The organism is Aeromicrobium sp. (assembly GCF_037719875.1).
Lineage (GTDB): Bacteria > Actinomycetota > Actinomycetes > Propionibacteriales > Nocardioidaceae > Aeromicrobium.
Genome location: NZ_JBBJMJ010000003.1, coordinates 87226 through 104314 on the forward strand (window position 1 = coordinate 87226; position 17089 = coordinate 104314).

At 67.1% G+C, this 17089-nt stretch carries 15 protein-coding genes; 10 read left to right on the plus strand and 5 right to left on the minus strand.

The genetic code is table 11. From position 1 onward, the window contains the following. Positions 1-5 precede the first annotated feature (5 nt). A complete protein-coding gene (purU, locus tag WKF39_RS05165) occupies positions 6-851 on the plus strand; it encodes a formyltetrahydrofolate deformylase (RefSeq protein ID WP_340386164.1) in 846 nt (281 codons plus the stop codon). 23 nt (positions 852-874) lie between these two features. Here the strand turns inward: purU and WKF39_RS05170 are convergent, their stop codons facing one another. Next, positions 875-2167 (minus strand): DUF222 domain-containing protein, encoded by a 1293-nt coding sequence (locus WKF39_RS05170; RefSeq protein WP_340386165.1) that lies wholly within the window; start codon positions 2165-2167, stop codon positions 875-877. A gap of 292 nt (positions 2168-2459) precedes the next feature. Here WKF39_RS05170 and WKF39_RS05175 point away from each other — a divergent pair, with 292 nt between their 5' ends. From WKF39_RS05175 to WKF39_RS05190, 4 genes are all read left to right on the plus strand, one after another. Continuing rightward, a complete protein-coding gene (locus tag WKF39_RS05175) occupies positions 2460-3491 on the plus strand; it encodes a sulfate ABC transporter substrate-binding protein (protein ID WP_340386166.1) in 1032 nt (343 codons plus the stop codon). After that, positions 3488-4333 carry a sulfate ABC transporter permease subunit CysT gene (gene cysT, locus WKF39_RS05180; protein WP_340386167.1) on the plus strand — a complete coding sequence of 282 codons (846 nt, stop codon included), beginning with the start codon at positions 3488-3490 and terminating at the stop codon, positions 4331-4333. The genes WKF39_RS05175 and cysT overlap by 4 nt, the downstream gene beginning before the upstream one ends. Before the next feature lie 94 nt (positions 4334-4427). After that, positions 4428-5246 (plus strand): sulfate ABC transporter permease subunit, encoded by an 819-nt coding sequence (locus WKF39_RS05185; protein WP_340386168.1) that lies wholly within the window; start codon positions 4428-4430, stop codon positions 5244-5246. Next, on the plus strand, positions 5236-6204 hold the full coding sequence (locus WKF39_RS05190) for a sulfate ABC transporter ATP-binding protein (RefSeq protein WP_340386169.1): 969 nt from the start codon (positions 5236-5238) through the stop codon (positions 6202-6204). The genes WKF39_RS05185 and WKF39_RS05190 overlap by 11 nt, the downstream gene beginning before the upstream one ends. Here WKF39_RS05190 and WKF39_RS05195 read toward each other — a convergent pair. From WKF39_RS05195 to WKF39_RS05205, 3 genes are all read right to left on the minus strand, one after another. After that, the gene (locus WKF39_RS05195) at positions 6194-7393 is read right to left on the minus strand and encodes an MFS transporter (RefSeq protein ID WP_340386170.1); all 1200 of its coding nucleotides are present in this window, start codon (positions 7391-7393) and stop codon (positions 6194-6196) included. The genes WKF39_RS05190 and WKF39_RS05195 overlap by 11 nt on opposite strands. 67 nt (positions 7394-7460) lie before the next feature. Continuing rightward, positions 7461-8207 carry a 3-hydroxybutyrate dehydrogenase gene (locus WKF39_RS05200; protein WP_340386171.1) on the minus strand — a complete coding sequence of 249 codons (747 nt, stop codon included), beginning with the start codon at positions 8205-8207 and terminating at the stop codon, positions 7461-7463. Further along, on the minus strand, positions 8204-9571 hold the full coding sequence (locus WKF39_RS05205; protein WP_340386172.1) for an MFS transporter: 1368 nt from the start codon (positions 9569-9571) through the stop codon (positions 8204-8206). Before WKF39_RS05205 ends, WKF39_RS05200 begins: the two co-directional genes overlap by 4 nt. A 133-nt stretch (positions 9572-9704) precedes the next feature. Here WKF39_RS05205 and WKF39_RS05210 point away from each other — a divergent pair, with 133 nt between their 5' ends. Both WKF39_RS05210 and WKF39_RS05215 read left to right on the plus strand, forming a co-directional pair. Then, on the plus strand, positions 9705-10667 hold the full coding sequence (locus WKF39_RS05210) for a LysR family transcriptional regulator (RefSeq protein WP_340386173.1): 963 nt from the start codon (positions 9705-9707) through the stop codon (positions 10665-10667). Continuing rightward, on the plus strand, positions 10645-11820 hold the full coding sequence (locus WKF39_RS05215) for a winged helix DNA-binding domain-containing protein (protein ID WP_340386174.1): 1176 nt from the start codon (positions 10645-10647) through the stop codon (positions 11818-11820). Before WKF39_RS05210 ends, WKF39_RS05215 begins: the two co-directional genes overlap by 23 nt. Positions 11821-11832: 12 nt before the next feature. On the opposite strand, the gene WKF39_RS05220 is transcribed toward WKF39_RS05215, so the two are convergent. After that, a complete protein-coding gene (locus tag WKF39_RS05220; RefSeq protein ID WP_340386175.1) occupies positions 11833-14058 on the minus strand; it encodes an NADP-dependent isocitrate dehydrogenase in 2226 nt (741 codons plus the stop codon). Between the two features lie 149 nt (positions 14059-14207). On the opposite strand from WKF39_RS05220, the gene aqpZ reads away from it, so the two are divergent. From aqpZ to WKF39_RS05235, 3 genes are read left to right on the plus strand one after another with little or no spacing between them, the layout of a single operon-like run. Continuing rightward, complete coding sequence (gene aqpZ, locus WKF39_RS05225) at positions 14208-14915, plus strand: aquaporin Z (RefSeq protein WP_340386176.1); 708 nt, start codon at positions 14208-14210, stop codon at positions 14913-14915. A 58-nt stretch (positions 14916-14973) separates the two neighbouring features. Beyond that, positions 14974-15417, plus strand: coding sequence for a Fur family transcriptional regulator (locus tag WKF39_RS05230; RefSeq protein ID WP_340386177.1), 444 nt, complete (start codon positions 14974-14976; stop codon positions 15415-15417). Positions 15418-15446: 29 nt separating this feature from the next. Further along, positions 15447-17045 (plus strand): catalase, encoded by a 1599-nt coding sequence (locus tag WKF39_RS05235; RefSeq protein ID WP_340386178.1) that lies wholly within the window; start codon positions 15447-15449, stop codon positions 17043-17045. Positions 17046-17089: the final 44 nt, after the last annotated feature.

Here is a 17089-nt window from a genome sequence, read left to right on the forward strand (position 1 = left end):
GGCAGGTGCCGTCGACCAACATCCTGACCCTGTCGTGTCCTGACCGGCCGGGACTCGTCTATGCCGTGACCCGCTGGATCGCCGAGGCTGGCGGCAACATCCTCGACAGCCAACAGTTCTCTGACACCAGCGACGACGAGTTCTTCCTCCGTGTGCACTTCACGATCCCCGACGGGCGATCTGCGGGCGAGCTGAGTCGTCAGTTCGCGGGGCTCGCCGAGCAGCACCGCATGGCATACCGGCTGGTCGTCGCCGAGACGCCTTTGCGGACGCTCGTCATGGTGTCCAGGGAAGGCCACTGCCTCAACGACCTGCTCTATCGGCAGAGCACCGGCGCCCTCAACATCCAGATCCCGGCAATCGTGTCCAACCACCGGGAGCTCGAGCGGCTCGCCACGGCATACGACGTGCCGTTCCACCACGTGCCGGTGGTCGACAAGCCCGAGGCCGAGGCCCGGCTGCTCGCCCTGGTCGACGAGCTCGAGGTCGACCTCGTGGTGCTGGCCCGCTACATGCAGATCCTGTCCGACGAGACCTGCCGGGCGCTCCAGGGCCGGGCGATCAACATCCACCACAGCTTCTTGCCGAGCTTCAAGGGCGCCCGGCCCTATCAACAGGCCCACGATCGCGGGGTCAAGCTCATCGGCGCCACCGCCCATTACGTCACGGGCGCCCTCGACGAGGGTCCGATCATCGATCAGGGCGTGTTGCGGGTCGATCACCGCATGACGGCCGCCGACCTGGCCCGGGTGGGTCGCGATGTCGAGTCCCAGACCCTGTCGCGCGCCGTCCGGCTGCACGCCGAGTCGCGGGTCCTGATGAACGGACCGCGGACCGTGGTGTTTGCCTGAGGGCAGACTTCTGCCGTGTGGGTTCAGGCGGCGGTGTCGGTGCGGAAGCGGGTGTTGCGGATGGGCTTTCGGGCGCGGTCGATCGTGGTGGGTGGGATGTATTCGGGTAGGCCGTCTTCGGCGAACCAGATCTCCCAGTCCTGGGCGTGGACGACCCGGTGGTGGTGGGGACAGATCAGGACGATGTCTTCGAGGTTGGTGGGCCCACCTTCGGCCCAGCGGGTGCGAGCGTGGTGCCCGACGCACCACGAGGGTGGTCGGTCGCAGCCGGGGAAGGTGCAGCCCCGGTCGCGTCGTTCGACAGCCCTGCGTTGGGCGCGGGTGAACAGCCGCTTCTCGCGTCCGCAGTCCAGTGGAAGCGGCTTGCCGTTGAACACCATCGGCAGCAGGCCCTGCTCGCACGCCATGCGCCGGGCCTCCGTCGCGGAGATGCGGCACCCGGTGGACAGGGTCCCTGCCTTGATGCCGTCGATCAGGCTCAACAGGTCGATGTTGACGGTCACCGTCACTCCGACACCAGCGACATCGGGGAGTCGGTCGCCCGGTATGTGCTCGATCAGGGTCATGAAAGCCACTGCCATCTGCTGGCCATAGGTGGGCCGCTCATCCAGCACCGCCAGCGCCGGGTCATCCTCGGCCTTCTTCACCTGAGGGGCGTTGAGGGCCTCGAGGCAGTTCTTGAGCATCTCGCCCTGGGCTTCGGGGATCACGAACTCACCCTTGTAGGTGCCGTTGCGGCGGTCGGCCATCCAGAAGTAGGAGTCCTTGATGGCCTGCTGCTCACGGCTGAGGAGGATCTCGTTCTCGTGGGCATCAACGTCTTCGGGCGCGAACGTCTCCGAAATTCTGTCGGCTCTTCGGGACAGGCCCTTGAGTGACATCGTGGTGGCGTCGTCGAGCAATCGTGCCTCGCAACCCTCACGTTGGGCCGGGGTCGGGTCGCCCGGCAGGTTCTTGATCTTGTCGGCGATCAGCTCGGCCTGACCCAGGGACACCTCACCGCGGGCCAAAGCCTCCTGAGTCGCCGAGACCGCCTCAAGCCGTTTGGCCTGCTTGAGCAGCCGGGCCGCCGCACCGACATCACCACCGAAGGAGTTGGCCAGCATCGCACCGGTCGATGTCGCACCGACCGTAGCTGCGGCCTTCGACCGATCCGCCGCTCCTGCCGCGGCCAGCTGGTGAGCCTTGATCCGCGCTTCCAACCGGGCCAGCGTTTCGCACGCAGCGATCTGCTCAGCTGAGCCCATCGCCTCATACGCGTCGAGCCGCAACGCATCCATCGCCTGCACCACTGCGATCAATGACGACTCGAACATACGTTCTATTCAACCAGTCAATGGCTCCCGTGGCAAGCGATTGAGCGACGATTCTTCGTGCAATGGCAGTTGTTTCCACAAGCCGTAGGCGCCCACTCCTAGGCTACGCGAGGGCTCAGACACCCCGTGGGGTCCGCGAGATAGAGATCGCTCCCCGCCAGCTCCAATCCACAGAATCTCAACATGCGGCGCAAGATCTCATATCCTGAGATCTGCGAATCAGGTCCGAAATCCCTCCTAGTTTGGAGCCCGGAGCATGCATGATGGCGTGCCCTGGACCTGAGGTAGGAACATGAACATCTTCACCCGAAACCGCGTGGCCACGGCCGTCGCGCTCGCCACGAGCGCCGTCCTGCTGACCGCCTGCGGCGGGGGCGCGAGCGGAGATCCTGACGACCAGCTCTCGCTCGTGGGTTTCGCCGTCCCCAAGGCCGGCAACAACGCCGCCCAGGCCGCATACGCCCAGACCGACGCCGGCAAGGGCACGACATGGAGGGAGTCCTACGGCGCATCCGGCGACCAGAGCCGTGCGGTCGAGGGCGGGCTCAAGGCCGACTACGTCCACTTCTCGCTGGCCCCCGACGTCACCCGCCTGGTGGACGCGGGCCTGGTGTCGAAGGACTGGAACGCCGGCGACAACAAGGGCATCGTGACCGACTCGGTCGTCGTCCTGGTCGTGCGCAAGGGCAACCCCAAGAACATCCAGGGTTGGGACGATCTCGCCAAGCCCGGCGTCGGTGTCGTGACGCCCAACCCGGGCTCATCGGGCTCGGCGCGCTGGAACATCCTCGCCGCCTGGCAGCACGTCATCGCCGGAGGCGGCAGCGATGATGACGCCCAGGCATTCCTCACCCAGGTCTTTGCCAACGTCAAGGCGTTGCCGGGCAGCGGACGCGACGCGACCACGGCGTTCCAGGGCGGCACCGGCGATGTGCTCATCTCGTATGAGAACGAGGCGATCCTTGCCCGTCAGAGCGGTGAGGAGATCGACTACATCGTCCCCGACGACACGCTGAAGATCGAGAACCCGGCAGCAGTCACGACCAAGGCCAGCCCCAAGGCGAAGGCCTTCCTGGACTTCGTCCTGACCAAGGAGGGCCAGGAGGTCTACGCCTCCAAGGGCTTCCGACCGCTCGAATCGGTCGAAGGTGTCGAGGTCGGAGAGATCAAGGGCGCCAACGACCCGGCCGACCCGTTTCCGGAGCCCGGCAAGCTGTTCACGATCGACGGCGACTTCGGTGGCTGGGAAGCGGCCAACACGAAGTTCTTCGACGAGAACAACGGCATCATCACCAAGATCATCGCGGAGTCCGGCAAGTCGTGACGCTTGATCTGAACTCGCCGACGGGGGCTGCGCGCAAGCGCCGCCCCCGTTCGGCGACCTCTCTGACCAGATCGTCGGGCCTCGGGCTCGGCATCGCCCTGACGTGGTTCAGCCTGCTCGTCCTGATCCCGTTGTCGCTCGTCGTGATCCAGTCGATCGATGGCGGATGGGAGACGTTCCGCCAGACCCTCACCAACCCGCAGACCGCCGCAGCCCTGCGCCTGACCGTCACCCAGGCACTGATCGTCACCGCGATCAACGTCGTGATGGGGACCCTCATCGCGTGGGTCCTGGTTCGAGACGACTTCCCGGGCAAGCGCCTGCTGGAGGTCGTGATCGACATCCCGTTCGCGCTGCCGACCATCGTCGCGGGTCTCGTCCTGCTGAGCCTCTACGGCCCCGACAGCCCTCTGGGGGTCAATGTCGCCAACACCGAGCGGTCGGTCTTCCTCGCGCTGCTGTTCGTGACGCTCCCGTTCGTCGTGCGTACGGTTCAACCGGTCCTGATGGAGCTCGACAAGGACGTCGAAGAGGCAGCACGCTCACTCGGCGCCAGCCGGTTCACGACGGTTCGCCGGATCATCCTGCCGAGCCTCGCCCCTGCCATCACGGCCGGCGCGGCGCTGTCGTTCGCCCGCGGCATCAGCGAGTACGGCTCCCTGGTCCTGCTGTCAGGCAACCTTCCGCTCAAGACCGAGGTCGCGTCTGTGCGCATCCTGACCTACATCGAGAACGGCAACGAGGCGGCCGCAGCGTCGGTCGCAACGATCCTGCTGCTCGTCGCCCTCGCCGCCATCGTCTTGCTGCAGGTGCTCTCGAAGTGGGTGGCCAGGCGTGGATGATTCACCGACGAAGGACACCGTTAACCTCAAGTTGTCACCCGAGCCCACAAAGAGGCTCGGCAAGGGCTTGAGGCGGGGGCCGGGCGAGGGTGGGGTGCGTCCCTCTCGAGGTGCTGGGACGTACTTTCGACGGCTCCTCGTCATCACCTACCTGTTCCTCCTGATCATCTGGCCCGTCTCCCTCGTGGTGCAGAAGACCTTCGACGGCGGCCTGGGCAACCTCCAGACCGCGTTGTCCGACCCTGTGGTCACCGGCGCCCTCCAGCTGACCGTGATCGTGGCCCTCTGGGCCGTCGCGATCAACACGATCTTCGGCGTTGGGATCTCGCTGCTGCTCGTCCGCTATGACTTCCCGGGCCGCGGCGTCCTCTCGGCCCTGATCGACCTGCCGCTGTCGGTCTCACCCGTCGTCGTCGGGCTCGCGCTGCTGCTCGCATACGGCGGGACCAACGGCACCTTCGGACCGGCGCTGGAGTCCGCCGGGCTCCAGGTCGCTTTCGCGACTCCCGGCATCATCATGGCGACCGCATTCGTCAGCCTCCCGCTGGTGATCCGCGAGATCGTCCCGGTGCTGCAGGAGATCGGGACCGAGCAGGAGCAGGCGGCCCGTAGCCTTGGCGCCGGACCCGCACAGACGTTCCGGCGCATCACGCTCCCCTCGATCAAGTGGGCTCTGATATACGGCGTCGTGCTGAGCCTCGCGCGCGCGCTCGGTGAGTTCGGGGCCGTCAAGATCGTGTCGGGCAACGTAGCCCTGCAGACCCAGACCGCGACCCTCGTCGTGGAGCAGAAGTACCAGGACTTCGAGCAGGGGTCGGCGTATGCCACGTCGTTCCTGCTCGCACTGATCGCGGTCGCGGCGCTCGTCGTGGTGACCTTCCTTCGACCCAAGGACGACACCGATGGGGATTGAGATCCGCGGGATCAACAAGAACTTCGGCGACTTCGTCGCGCTCGAGGACATCAACCTCAGCATCCCCAGCGGTCAGCTGACCGCCCTTCTGGGGCCGAGCGGTGGCGGCAAGTCGACGTTGCTGCGCATCATCGCCGGGCTCGAGACCTCTGACAGCGGAACGATCGAGATCGAGGGCAACGACACGACCAATGTGCCGGCACAGAAGCGCAACGTCGGCTTCGTGTTCCAGCACTATGCCGCGTTCAAGCACATGACGGTCGCCAAGAATGTCGCCTTCGGCCTCGAGATCCGCAAGAAGCCCAAGGACGAGGTCAAGAGGCGGGTCGACGAGCTGCTGAGGCTCGTCCACCTCGAGCAGTTCTCGCACCGACTTCCTGCGCAGCTCTCGGGCGGACAGCGTCAACGCATGGCACTGGCCCGTGCCCTGGCGATCGAGCCGAGCGTCCTGCTGCTCGACGAGCCGTTCGGTGCGCTGGACGCCAAGGTCCGCAAGGAGCTGCGTAACTGGCTGCGCCGCCTCCACGACGAGGTGCACGTGACGACGGTCTTCGTGACGCACGACCAGGAGGAGGCACTCGAGGTCTCCGACAGCCTGGTCGTGATCAACGACGGTCGGATCGAGCAGATCGGGTCACCCGATGACTTGTATGACCGGCCGGCCAGCGACTTCGTGCTGTCATTCCTCGGTCCCGTCACCAGGCTCGGGGACCACCTGATTCGTCCGCACGACATCGACATCACGCGCTATGAGCACGCCGCGACCGCTCGTGGCCGCATCACGAGGTGGACCCGGGTCGGTTTCGAGATCCGGCTCGAGGTCACGCCGGACGATGTCCTGCACCCCGACCCGATCCAGGTCGTGGTCACCCGCTCCGAGGCGGTGGCCCTTCAGCTGCACGAGGGCGATCTCGTGTGGCTCCGCCCCCGGGCGGGAGTCGAAGAGCTCAGTCGCTGACGGACGTACGCCGCCCGGCCAGGAGCCCGGCCGCGAAGATCGCGACGCCGGCCGTGGCCAGTGCGGCGCCGACCAGGCTCGACGCGCGATAGCCATGACCTGAAGCGATGACGACCGAGCCGAGCCACGCTCCCAGGCCGTTGGCGATGTTGAGCGCCGAGTGGTTGAGCGCAGCGCCGAGCATCTGGGCGTCGCCGGCGGCGTGCATCAGGCGGATCTGCAGGTTGATCGCGACGACCGACCCGAGGGCTCCGATCGCGAACACCAGCGCGAGCGCGGGCACGACGTGCGGCGCGGCGAAGAAGAACGCGACAAGCACCGCAATCGTGGCCACGAAGCCACCCAGGATCGATCGCTCGACATTCCAGTCCGCGAGGACCCCCGCAGCCCAGGAGCCGAGCACCGACCCGAGCCCGAAGGCGAGCAGGAACACCGAGATCCAGGAGCTGGACATGTCGGCGACCTTGGTCACGATCGGCGCGATGTAGCTGTACATCGCGAAGAGGCCGCCGAAGCCGACCATGCCGGCCGCCACTGCATAGAGCACCTGCGGTCGCTTGAGAGCGGAGAGCTCACCGCGCAGGGAGGCTTCGGTGTTTGCCGGTGAGTGCGGCACGAAGGCGAAGATCATGAGCGCCGCTGCGATCGCGATCACGAGCACGGCCCAATAGGCGCTGCGCCAGCCGAGGGTCTGACCCAGGATCGTGCTGGCCGGAACCCCGGCGACCGTGGCGACGGACAGGCCGAGCATGACCGAGCTGACCGCCCGACCGCGGAACTCCGGCCGTACGAGCGAGGCCGCCAGCAGTGATGCGACGCCGAAGTAGGCACCGTGCGGCAGACCCGCGACGAAGCGCGCGAGCATGACCGGGAGGTAGCCGTCCGCGACCGCGGTGATCGCGTTGCCGAGGCCGAGCGCGAGGATCAGGCCGATCGCAAGACCCTTCTTGGGCAGGCGGGCGCCGAGCGCCACGATGACCGGTGCGCCCACGACGACGCCGAAGGCATACGCCGTGATGATGTGGCCGGTCGTCGCGTTGGAGCGGTCGATCCCCTCGGCTATCTCCTCGAGCAGCCCCATCGTCATGAACTCGGTGGTCCCGATTGCGAACCCACCGAGGGCCAGGGCGAGCAGAGCCAGCGTCAGGTGCTTGGTGCTCGCGGCGCGCGGGGATTCGAGGGTGGTCACCTGATCATTCAAGCCGTTCTGCCGGGCCGACATTCCCCGGCCGCCGTGCGCCTTCGGTCACACGGCGCTAGCTGGCGCTCCATCCGCCGTCGATCATCGATGATGAACCGGTCATCATGGCCGCGTCGTCCGAGGCGAGGTAGGCAACCAACGACGCAACCTCGGCCGGCTCGACCAATCGCTTGATCGCGGTGCCCGCCAGGAGCACGTCCTCGACGACATCGACCTCCGCGACCTGCGTCTCCCGGGCCTGCGCCTCGATCTGGGCGTCGACCAGCGGCGTGCGGACATAGCCCGGGTTGACGCAGTTGCTCGTGACGCCATGCTCAGCGCCCTCGAGCGCCATGACCTTGGACAGCCCTTCGAGCGCATGCTTCGAGGCGACATAGGCCGCCTTGTGCGGCGACGCGCGGACGCCGTGCACCGAGGAGACGTTGATGATGCGGCCCCACCCTGCTGCGTACATGTGCGGCAGGGCCGCCCGGACGAGCAGGAACGGCGCCTCGACCATCAACATCAGGATGCGGTGGAACATCGCCGGATCGAAGGCCTCGATCGCAGCGACATGCTGCAGACCGGCGTTGTTGACCAGGATGTCGACCTCGAGGGTGAGGCCCGTCAGCGCCTCGGTGTCGGTCAGGTCGACCGACCAGGCCTCGCCCCCGATCTCACCGGCCAGCTCCTTGGCACCGACTTCGTCGACGTCGGCCACGATGACTCTCGCGCCCCGCGTCGCGAGCTCTCGGGAGACCGCCGCGCCGATCCCGCCGGCACCACCTGTGACGAGGGCGGTCCGCCCGACGAGTCCGCTCACGCACGCACCTTGGCGATGAACGCGTCCGCATCGGCACGATCGACGTCGTGCAACGACGTGCCCTTGGTCTCCCGCAGCGCGATCACCGCGATCATCGTGATGACCGCCGAGCCGAGCAGGTAGAACGCGACCGGCACCGACGAGTCGTACTCCTTGAGGAGCTTGGTAGCGATGATGGGCGCCAACGAGCCCGCCACGATCGACGTCACCTGGTAGCCCAGTGAGACACCCGAGTAGCGCATGCGGGTGGGGAACATCTCCGCCATGATCGCCGGCTGTCCGGCATACATGAAGGAGTGGATGAGCAGACCAGCGGTGATCGCGAAGAGGATCGTGACGTTGTCGCCCGTGTCCATCATCGGGAAGGCGAAGAAGCCCCAGGTGCCGGCCAGCAGCACGCCGATCGCATAGACCGGACGCCGCCCGACGGTGTCGGACAGACGGCCGACCAAGGGAATCGCCGCGAAGTGCACGAGATGGGCGAACAGCATGAGTCTCAGGATCGTGGTCGTGTTGGTCTCCACCACGACCGAGAGATAGACGATGGAGAACGTCACGACGAGGTAGTACATGACGTTCTCGGCGAACCGCAGGCCCATCGCGGTGAGCACGCCGCGGGGATAGCGTCGGACGACCTCGAACGCGCCATAGGCCACGGCCTGGCTCGCCTCGACCTCCTTTTGCGTCTCGAGAAAGATCGGGGCCTCGGTGACCGTGGTGCGGATGTAGTAACCGACGAGCACGACGACCGCCGACAGCCAGAACGCGACGCGCCACCCCCAGCTGAGGAATGCCTCCTCGGACAGGGTCGACGTCAGCGCCAGCAGGACCAGCGTCGCGAGCATGTTGCCCAGCGGGACGCCGGCCTGGGGCCAGCTCGCCCAGAAGCCCCGCTTGTCGTCAGGACTGTGCTCGGCCACGAGGAGAGCCGCCCCACCCCACTCGCCGCCGATCGCGAAGCCCTGGAGGAAGCGAAGCACCACCAAGATGACCGGCGCGGCATAACCGATGCTGTCGAAGGTCGGGATGCAGCCCATGCCGAAGGTCGCGACGCCGATGATCAGCAGGCTCGTCTGCAGCAGCTTCTTGCGCCCGTAGCGGTCACCGAAGTGGCCGAAGACTATCCCGCCGATGGGTCGCGCGGCGAACCCGACGGCGTACGTGATGAAGGCCGCCAGGATCGCATCGAGCTGGTTGCCACCCGCTGGGAAGAAGACCTTGCTGAAGACGAGTGCCGCTGCGGTGCCGTAGAGGAAGAACTCGTACCACTCGACGACGGCGCCAGCCATCGAGGCGGCCACGATGCGCTTCAGTCCGCTCGGCTCGTCAGCCTCGGTGTGGGCTGCCTGGGAATCTGGCGTCATGGGTGCTCCCTCATGTGAGATGGGGCGATGCTCTGTGATCCAGCACACACCCAGTTCGGATCCTCCGAGTATCAATGCGCGGCGATGCACATGCAATGCCCAATACCGCATCACCCATCTGCAAAGATGCAGTATGACCCGCTCCGGTCGGCCCAGTGCCGATGACCTCCTGGTGCTCTTGGAGGTGGGCAGAAGTGGCCGTTTCACCACGGCCGCCGAGGCTCTGGGACTCAACCACACGACGGTCTCGCGGCGCATCAGCGCGCTGGAGAGCAGTCTCGGCGGCCGGGTCCTCGCGCGTGCGGCCGGCGGCTGGGAGCTCACCCCGCTCGGCCACGAGGCCCTGCGCGCTGCCGAGCAGCTCGACGCCGTCATCCGCGAGCTGACGGCGGAGCCGGGCACGAGTCACGTCCTGGACGACGTCGTCCGGCTCTCTGCGACCGATGGGTTCAGCGCTTACATCGCCGCCCCGGCCGCGGCACGGCTCCGGCAGCGCCACCCGGGCCTGACCGTCGAGATCGTCGCGACCACTCGGCGGGCCATGCAGCAGCGCTCCGGTCTCGACATCGAGGTCGTCGTCGGCAAGCCGCAGGTGCACCGGGCAGAGGCCGGTTGCCTCGGAGCGTACGTCCTGGGCCTCTACGGATCTGCCGACTATCTCGCGACCCACGAGGCGCCCTCGTCGGTGCAGGATGTCACGGGTCACGGGCTCGTCTACTTCATCGACTCGATGCTGCACGTCGACGACCTGGACATCGCCCGCACCCTCGTACCGACGATGCGCGAGGCCGTCACCTCGACCAACGTGTTCGTCCACGTCGAGGCCACCCGCGCCGGAGCCGGGCTGGGGTTGCTGCCAAGCTTCATGGCCGACCGCCACCGAGATCTCATACGACTCCTGCCCGAACAGATCGAGATCCCGCTGGAATACTGGCTCGTCACCCGGCCGGAGGCCTCGCGGCGACCCGCGGTCGCCGTCGTGGCGACCGAGCTGCAACGAACCGTGCAGTCGATGCGGGGCGAGCTGCTCGGTCACACCGATTCTGACGGTGCCGACCGGCAGACTGGTCCTCGTGCGATCGATCACCGAGGCTGAGCGCCGGGCCCGCCTGGGTCGCCGGCATGCTCTCGCTGACTCGCATCTCGCGAGCTCTGTGACCGAGGCCGCCCGAGCCGTCGTGGCCCTGCACGGCACAGATCCGGCCTCCACGGTCCTGTCGGCACTCGCCCGCACCTCCGGCACCACACCGGCCGATGTCGAGCGAGCCCTCTACGACGAGCGCAGCCTGGTCCGGGTGCTGTCGATGCGGCGCACGGTCTTCGCGGTGCCGCTCGACCTCGCTGCGCACTGCCTGGTCGGCGCCTCGGACACCGTCGCCCGGCAGCAACGCAAGCTCCTGCTCAAGATGCTGACCGAGGCCGGTGTCGCAGACGACGTCGAGAAGTGGCTCGCGCGAGCCGAGCGCATCGCCAAGGAGGCGATCGAGGTGGCGGGTGAGACCACGAGCGCCGAGCTCGCACAGGCTGATCCGCTCCTTGCCACCCGGTTGCAGACGGGCAGCGGCGCCTACACCGCGACTCCGACCGTCGCAAGCCGGCTCATGACCTTGCTCTCGGCCGAGGGCCACGTCGTACGAACGCGGCCCCGCGGCGGATGGACGTCGACACAGTTCCGTTGGGCGTCGACGGTTTCGTGGTGCGAGATCGGCCGCATGCCCGATCTCGACGCCGCCATCGCCGAGATCGCCGAGCGTTGGCTGCGGGCTTACGGTCCCGCGACGCTGGACGACCTGCAGTGGTGGACCGGCTGGACCAAGACCCGCACCCGCGCGGCGGTCCAGGGCGTTGGCGTCGAGGACGTCGAGATCGCCGGACAGCCTGGACTGCTCCTGACCGACGACGTCGATCCGGTCGATCCGCCTGAGCCGTGGGTGGCCCTCCTGCCGGCGCTCGACCCCTCGGCCATGGGGTGGAAGCACCGGGACTTCGTGCTGGGGCCGCACCGCGAGCGCCTGTTCGACATCAACGGCAACGCCGGGCCAACGGCCTGGGTCGATGGTCAGATCGTGGGCGGCTGGGCGCAGCGCGATGACGGGGAGGTCGTGGTCCGCCTGCTGCAGGACACCGGCGCCGAGGCGGCGAACCGCCTCGACCAGCGCGCCGCCGACCTCACCTCGACGCTGGGGGACGTCCGGCTCAAGCCGCGGGCGCGGGGCTGGACCGACGTCGAGAAGTCGCTCCGCAGCTGACCGCGCCGCAGCTCAGACCAGGCGCGCGGAGAGCGCCGACAGCACTCCGGTGAACGTTCCGGACGGGCGCATGACGGCATTGACGAGCTCTTCGTCGGGCCGAAAGTAGCCGCCGATGTCGGCCGGTGATCCCTGGACGGCGAGCAGCTCCTCGTTGATCTTCTGCTCGTTCGACGCAAGCTCCTCGGCGACCTCCGCGAAGGCGGCGGCCAGATCGGCGTCCTCCGTCTGCTTCGCGAGCTCCTGCGCCCAGTAGAGAGCGAGATAGAAGTGACTGCCACGATTGTCGATCTCGCCGGCCTTGCGGCTGGGCGACTTGTTCTCGGCCAGGAACGTGCCGGTGGCGCGGTCGAGCGTGTCGCCCAGGATCTGCGCGCGGGCGTTGTCCGTCGTCACGGCCATGTGCTCGAAGCTCGACGCCAGCGCGAGGAACTCACCGAGGCTGTCCCAGCGCAGGTGATTTTCCTTGACGAGCTGCTGGACGTGCTTGGGGGCTGACCCGCCCGCACCGGTCTCGAACAAGCCGCCGCCATTGATCAGCGGGACGATCGAGAGCATCTTGGCGCTCGTGCCGAGCTCGAGGATCGGGAAGAGATCAGTGTTGTAGTCGCGCAACACGTTGCCGGTGACCGAGATCGTGTCCTCGCCACGCCGGATGCGCTCGATCGAGAACGCCGTGGCCTCGGTGGGCGACATGATCTCGATCTGCAAGCCGTCGGTGTCGTGCTCGGGCAGATAGGCCTCAACCTTGGCGATCAAGTTGGTGTCGTGGGCACGTGTCGGGTCGAGCCAGAAGACCGCCGGCGTGTCCGACGCGCGGGCTCGGGTCACGGCAAGCTTGACCCAGTCCCGGATCGGGACGTCCTTGGTCTGACAAGCGCGCCAGATGTCCCCGGTCTCCACGGCGTGCTCGATCAGCACCTCACCGGCGGAGTCGACGATCTGCACGGTGCCGGCAGAGGTCATCTCGAAGGTCTTGTCGTGGCTGCCGTACTCCTCCGCGGCCTGGGCCATGAGTCCGACGTTGGGCACCGAGCCCATCGTGGCGGGATCGAAGGCACCGTTGGCACAGCAGTCGTCGATCACGACCTGGTAGATCCCGGCGTACGAGCTGTCGGGGATCACCGCCAGCGTGTCGGCCTCGTCACCGTCGGGGCCCCACATGTGGCCGGACGTGCGGATCATGGCCGGCATCGAGGCGTCGACGATGACGTCGCTCGGCACGTGCAGGTTCGTGATGCCCTTGTCGGAGTCGACCATTGCCAGGGCCGGGCCGTCGGCGATGCCCTGCTCGATCGCGGCCTTGATCTCAGCACCCTCGGGCAGCTTGTCGAGCCCGGCCAGGATCGAGCCGAGCCCGTTGGTCGGGCTGAGTCCGGCGGCCGCGAGATCGTCGCCATACTGCTCGAAGACCGCCGGGAGGAACGCCTTGACGACGTGACCGAAGATGATCGGGTCCGAGACCTTCATCATCGTGGCCTTGAGGTGCACGGAGAACAACACGCCCTCGGACTTGGCCCGGGCCACCTGCGCGGCGAGGAACTCATCGAGTGCGGCCGCACGCATGACGGTGCCGTCGATGACTTCGCCGGCGAGCACCGGGAACGCCTCCTTGAGGACCGTCGTCGTACCGTCCTCGCCGACCAGCTGGATCGTGATCTGGTCATCGGACTCGATGACGACAGACTTCTCACCGTCCCGGAAGTCATCTGCTTCCATCGTGGCGACATTGGTCTTGGAGTCGCTGCTCCACTCGCCCATCGAGTGCGGGTGGGCCTTGACGAAGTTCTTGACCGAGGCAGGCGCGCGGCGATCGGAGTTTCCCTCGCGCAGCACGGGGTTGACCGCACTGCCCTTGACCTTGTCGTAGCGGGCGCGAACGTCCTTGTCCTCGTCGCTCGACGGGTTGTCGGGATAGTCCGGGAGGGCATAGCCCTGGGTCTGAAGCTCGGCGATCGCGGCCTTGAGCTGCGGGATCGAGGCGCTGATGTTGGGCAGCTTGATGATGTTGGCGTCGGCGGTCTTGGCCAGGGCGCCCAGCTCTGCCAGCGCATCGTCGATCTGCTGCTCGGGGGTCAGCCGGTCGCCGAACAGGGCGATGATCCGTCCGGCCAGCGAGATGTCCCGCGTCTCGACCTCGACGCCGGCCGTCGAGGCATACGCCTCGATGACGGGGAGGAAGGAATAGGTGGCCAGCAACGGCGCTTCGTCGGTGAGGGTATAGATGATCTTGGCCATGAGTGCGGCGACTCCTACGTGTGGGTGCCTGACAATTGGTTTGACATCAAGATATCTCACCGACACGGCCAGCCCCAGCCTCCCCCAGTGCCGTCCGCTCAGCCCCTAAATTGTGGACCAGGTCACCCCGGAACTCAGGAAGGCTCATCATGGCGACACCCACGACGTCCCACAGGCTCGGCGCCGAGGCGCTCGGCACGTTCTGGCTGGTTCTCGGTGGAGTCGGCACCGCGGTGCTCGCCGGCGGCAGCGGCGGAGTCGGCACGCTCGGCATCTCGCTGGCGTTCGGTCTGACGGTCCTCACCGGCGCCTACGCATTCGGTCATGTCTCCGGCGGCCACTTCAACCCCGCGGTCACGGTCGGCCTGGCGACGGCCAAGCGCTTCGCCTGGAAAGACGCGCCCGGCTACTTCGTCGCGCAGCTCGTCGGGGCCACCGTCGCCGGAGCCGTCCTCTATGCCATCGCATCGGGTGCCGACGGATTCGATGCCTCCGCCAGCGGATTCGGCACCAACGGCTATGGCGACCGGTCGCCCAATGGATACAGCCTGCTCGCCGTGATCATCACCGAGATCGTGCTGACGGCGTTCTTCCTCTACGTCATTTTCGGCGCCACCGCCAGACGTGCAGCTGTGGGGTTCTCCGGCCTCGCGATCGGCCTCGCGCTGACCCTGATCCACTTGATCTCGATCCCGGTCGACGGGACCTCGGTCAACCCGGCGCGTTCGCTCGGTGTCGCCTGGTTCGCCGGCGGGGACGCCCTGCAGCAGGTGTGGGTCTTCATCCTCGCCCCCGTCATCGGTGCCGCCATCGCCGGCGTGACACACGTCCTGATCGTCGGCGAGGACGCTGACTGACACATCGATGAGGGTCGCCTTTCTTGACTAGTTCAAGAGAACGCGTAGTGTCGAGACCATGCCCGCCACCCAGCTCAGCGCCGAACCGGCCGAGCTGCGAGCCGAGCTCCAGCTCGCGGGGCTCAGGGTCACCAGCCCGCGGCTCGCGGTCCTCACGACCCTGACGCGTCAGCCGCACAGCGACGCCGACACGGTCTTCCAGGCCGTACGCCTGAGCCTGCCCGGCACGTCGGTCCAGGCCGTATACGGAGTGCTCGGCGCCCTGACGGATGTCGGCCTGCTGCGCCGCATCGAGCCGGCTGGTTCGTCGGCGCTCTACGAGCGGCGCATCGGCGACAACCACCACCACCTGATCTGCACGTCGTGCCGCGCCGTGCGCGACGTCGACTGCGCGACCGGCGAGGCCCCGTGCCTCACTCCCTCGCAGTCCCACGGATTTGCCATCGACCAGGCCGAAGTGACCTTTTGGGGCCTGTGCCCCGACTGTCAACCCGGCCGCTGAAACCGCACACCCACCTAAGGAGAACGAACATGTCCACGACAGTTCCCCAGCCGACGGACGGCACGTCCATTGCCAACGCCCCGACCCCGGAGGCCCAGCAGGGATCGACGACGATCACCGGCTCGCCCGCAGTCTCGGACCGCAACTCGCTGACGGTCGGTGCAGACGGCCCGATCCTGCTGCACGATGTGCACTTCATCGAGCAGATGGCGCACTTCAACCGTGAGCGCGTCCCGGAGCGCAATGTGCACGCCAAGGGCTCGGGCGCCTTCGGCACGTTCACCACCACCGAGGACGTCAGCGCATACACCAAGGCTGCGCTGTTCCAGCCCGGCACCGAGACCGATCTGCTGCTGCGCTTCTCGACCGTCGCCGGCGAGCAGGGCAGCCCCGACACCTGGCGCGACCCGCGCGGCTTCTCGATCAAGTTCTACACCTCCGAGGGCAACTACGACCTGGTCGGCAACAACACCCCGGTGTTCTTCGTCCGCGACACCATGAAGTTCCCGCACTTCATCCGCTCGCAGAAGCGTCGTGGCGGCTCCGGCCTCCGCGACAACAACATGCAGTGGGACTTCTGGAGTCTCAACCCCGAGTCGGCACACCAGGTCACCTACCTCATGGGTGACCGTGGCATCCCCAAGACGTGGCGCCACATGAACGGCTACGGCTCGCACACCTACCTCTGGTACAACGAGGCCGGTGACAAGCACTGGGTCAAGTACCACTTCCACAGCGATCAGGGCGTCGAGGGACTCACCGGCGACCAGGCCAACAAGATCGCCGGCGAGGACGCTGACTTCCACCGCCGCGACCTGCGTGAGGCGATCGACCGGGGCGAGTTCCCGACCTGGACCGCATCGGTGCAGCTCATGCCCTACGAGGACGCCAAGACCTACCGGATCAACCCGTTCGACCTGACCAAGATCTGGCCGCACGAGGACTATCCCCTGGTCAAGATCGGCACGCTCACGCTCGACAGGAATCCCGACAACTTCTTCGCCGAGATCGAGCAGGCCGCGTTCGCGCCGTCGACGATCGTCCCCGGCATCGGATTCTCGCCGGACAAGATGCTGCTCGGGCGCACGTTCGCCTATGCCGACACGCAGCGCTACCGCATCGGGCCCAACTACCTCCAGCTGCCGGTCAACCGTCCCCGCAACGAGGGTCAGAACACCTATGCGTTCGACGGCCCCATGGCATACGAGCACCAGGGGGATCTGCCGAAATACGCCCCCAACTCGTTCGGTCGCGGCTATGCCGACCTGACCGGCGAGGTGCACGACGGCTGGGAGACCGACGGCGACATGGTCCGTCAGGCCTACACGCTGCGTGCCGATGACGATGACTTCTCGCAGGCCGGAACCCTGGTGCGCGAGGTCTGGGACGACGCGCAACGCGAGGAATTCGTGCAGACCGTGGCCGGGCACCTGCTCGGAGGCGTCGAGGGCGACGTCCTGGAGCGCGCGTTCGACTACTGGAAGAACGTCGACGCCGACACCGGCAAGCGCATCGAGGAGCTGACCCGCGCCGGCATCGGCGAGGACAACCCCGGCAGCGAGGATGACGACGCCAAGGCCAACGCCTCGGACCCGCTCGTCGAGTCAAACACCCACGCAGGCAGCTGACCTCGCCATACCGGTCACACGCAGCCGCCCCCGGGAAGAATCCC

Excerpts from the sequence above, each read along its gene's own strand:
- WKF39_RS05175 (WP_340386166.1), top strand. The coding sequence starts at position 2,460 with ATGAACATCTTCACCCGAAACCGCGTGGCCACGGCCGTCGCGCTCGCC.
- WKF39_RS05220 (WP_340386175.1), bottom strand. The coding sequence starts at position 14,058 with ATGGCCAAGATCATCTATACCCTCACCGACGAAGCGCCGTTGCTGGCC.
- WKF39_RS05235 (WP_340386178.1), top strand. The coding sequence starts at position 15,447 with ATGTCCACGACAGTTCCCCAGCCGACGGACGGCACGTCCATTGCCAAC.
- aqpZ (WP_340386176.1), top strand. The coding sequence starts at position 14,208 with ATGGCGACACCCACGACGTCCCACAGGCTCGGCGCCGAGGCGCTCGGC.
- WKF39_RS05210 (WP_340386173.1), top strand. The coding sequence starts at position 9,705 with ATGACCCGCTCCGGTCGGCCCAGTGCCGATGACCTCCTGGTGCTCTTG.
- WKF39_RS05205 (WP_340386172.1), bottom strand. The coding sequence starts at position 9,571 with ATGACGCCAGATTCCCAGGCAGCCCACACCGAGGCTGACGAGCCGAGC.
- WKF39_RS05170 (WP_340386165.1), bottom strand. The coding sequence starts at position 2,167 with ATGTTCGAGTCGTCATTGATCGCAGTGGTGCAGGCGATGGATGCGTTG.
- WKF39_RS05190 (WP_340386169.1), top strand. The coding sequence starts at position 5,236 with ATGGGGATTGAGATCCGCGGGATCAACAAGAACTTCGGCGACTTCGTC.
- WKF39_RS05230 (WP_340386177.1), top strand. The coding sequence starts at position 14,974 with ATGCCCGCCACCCAGCTCAGCGCCGAACCGGCCGAGCTGCGAGCCGAG.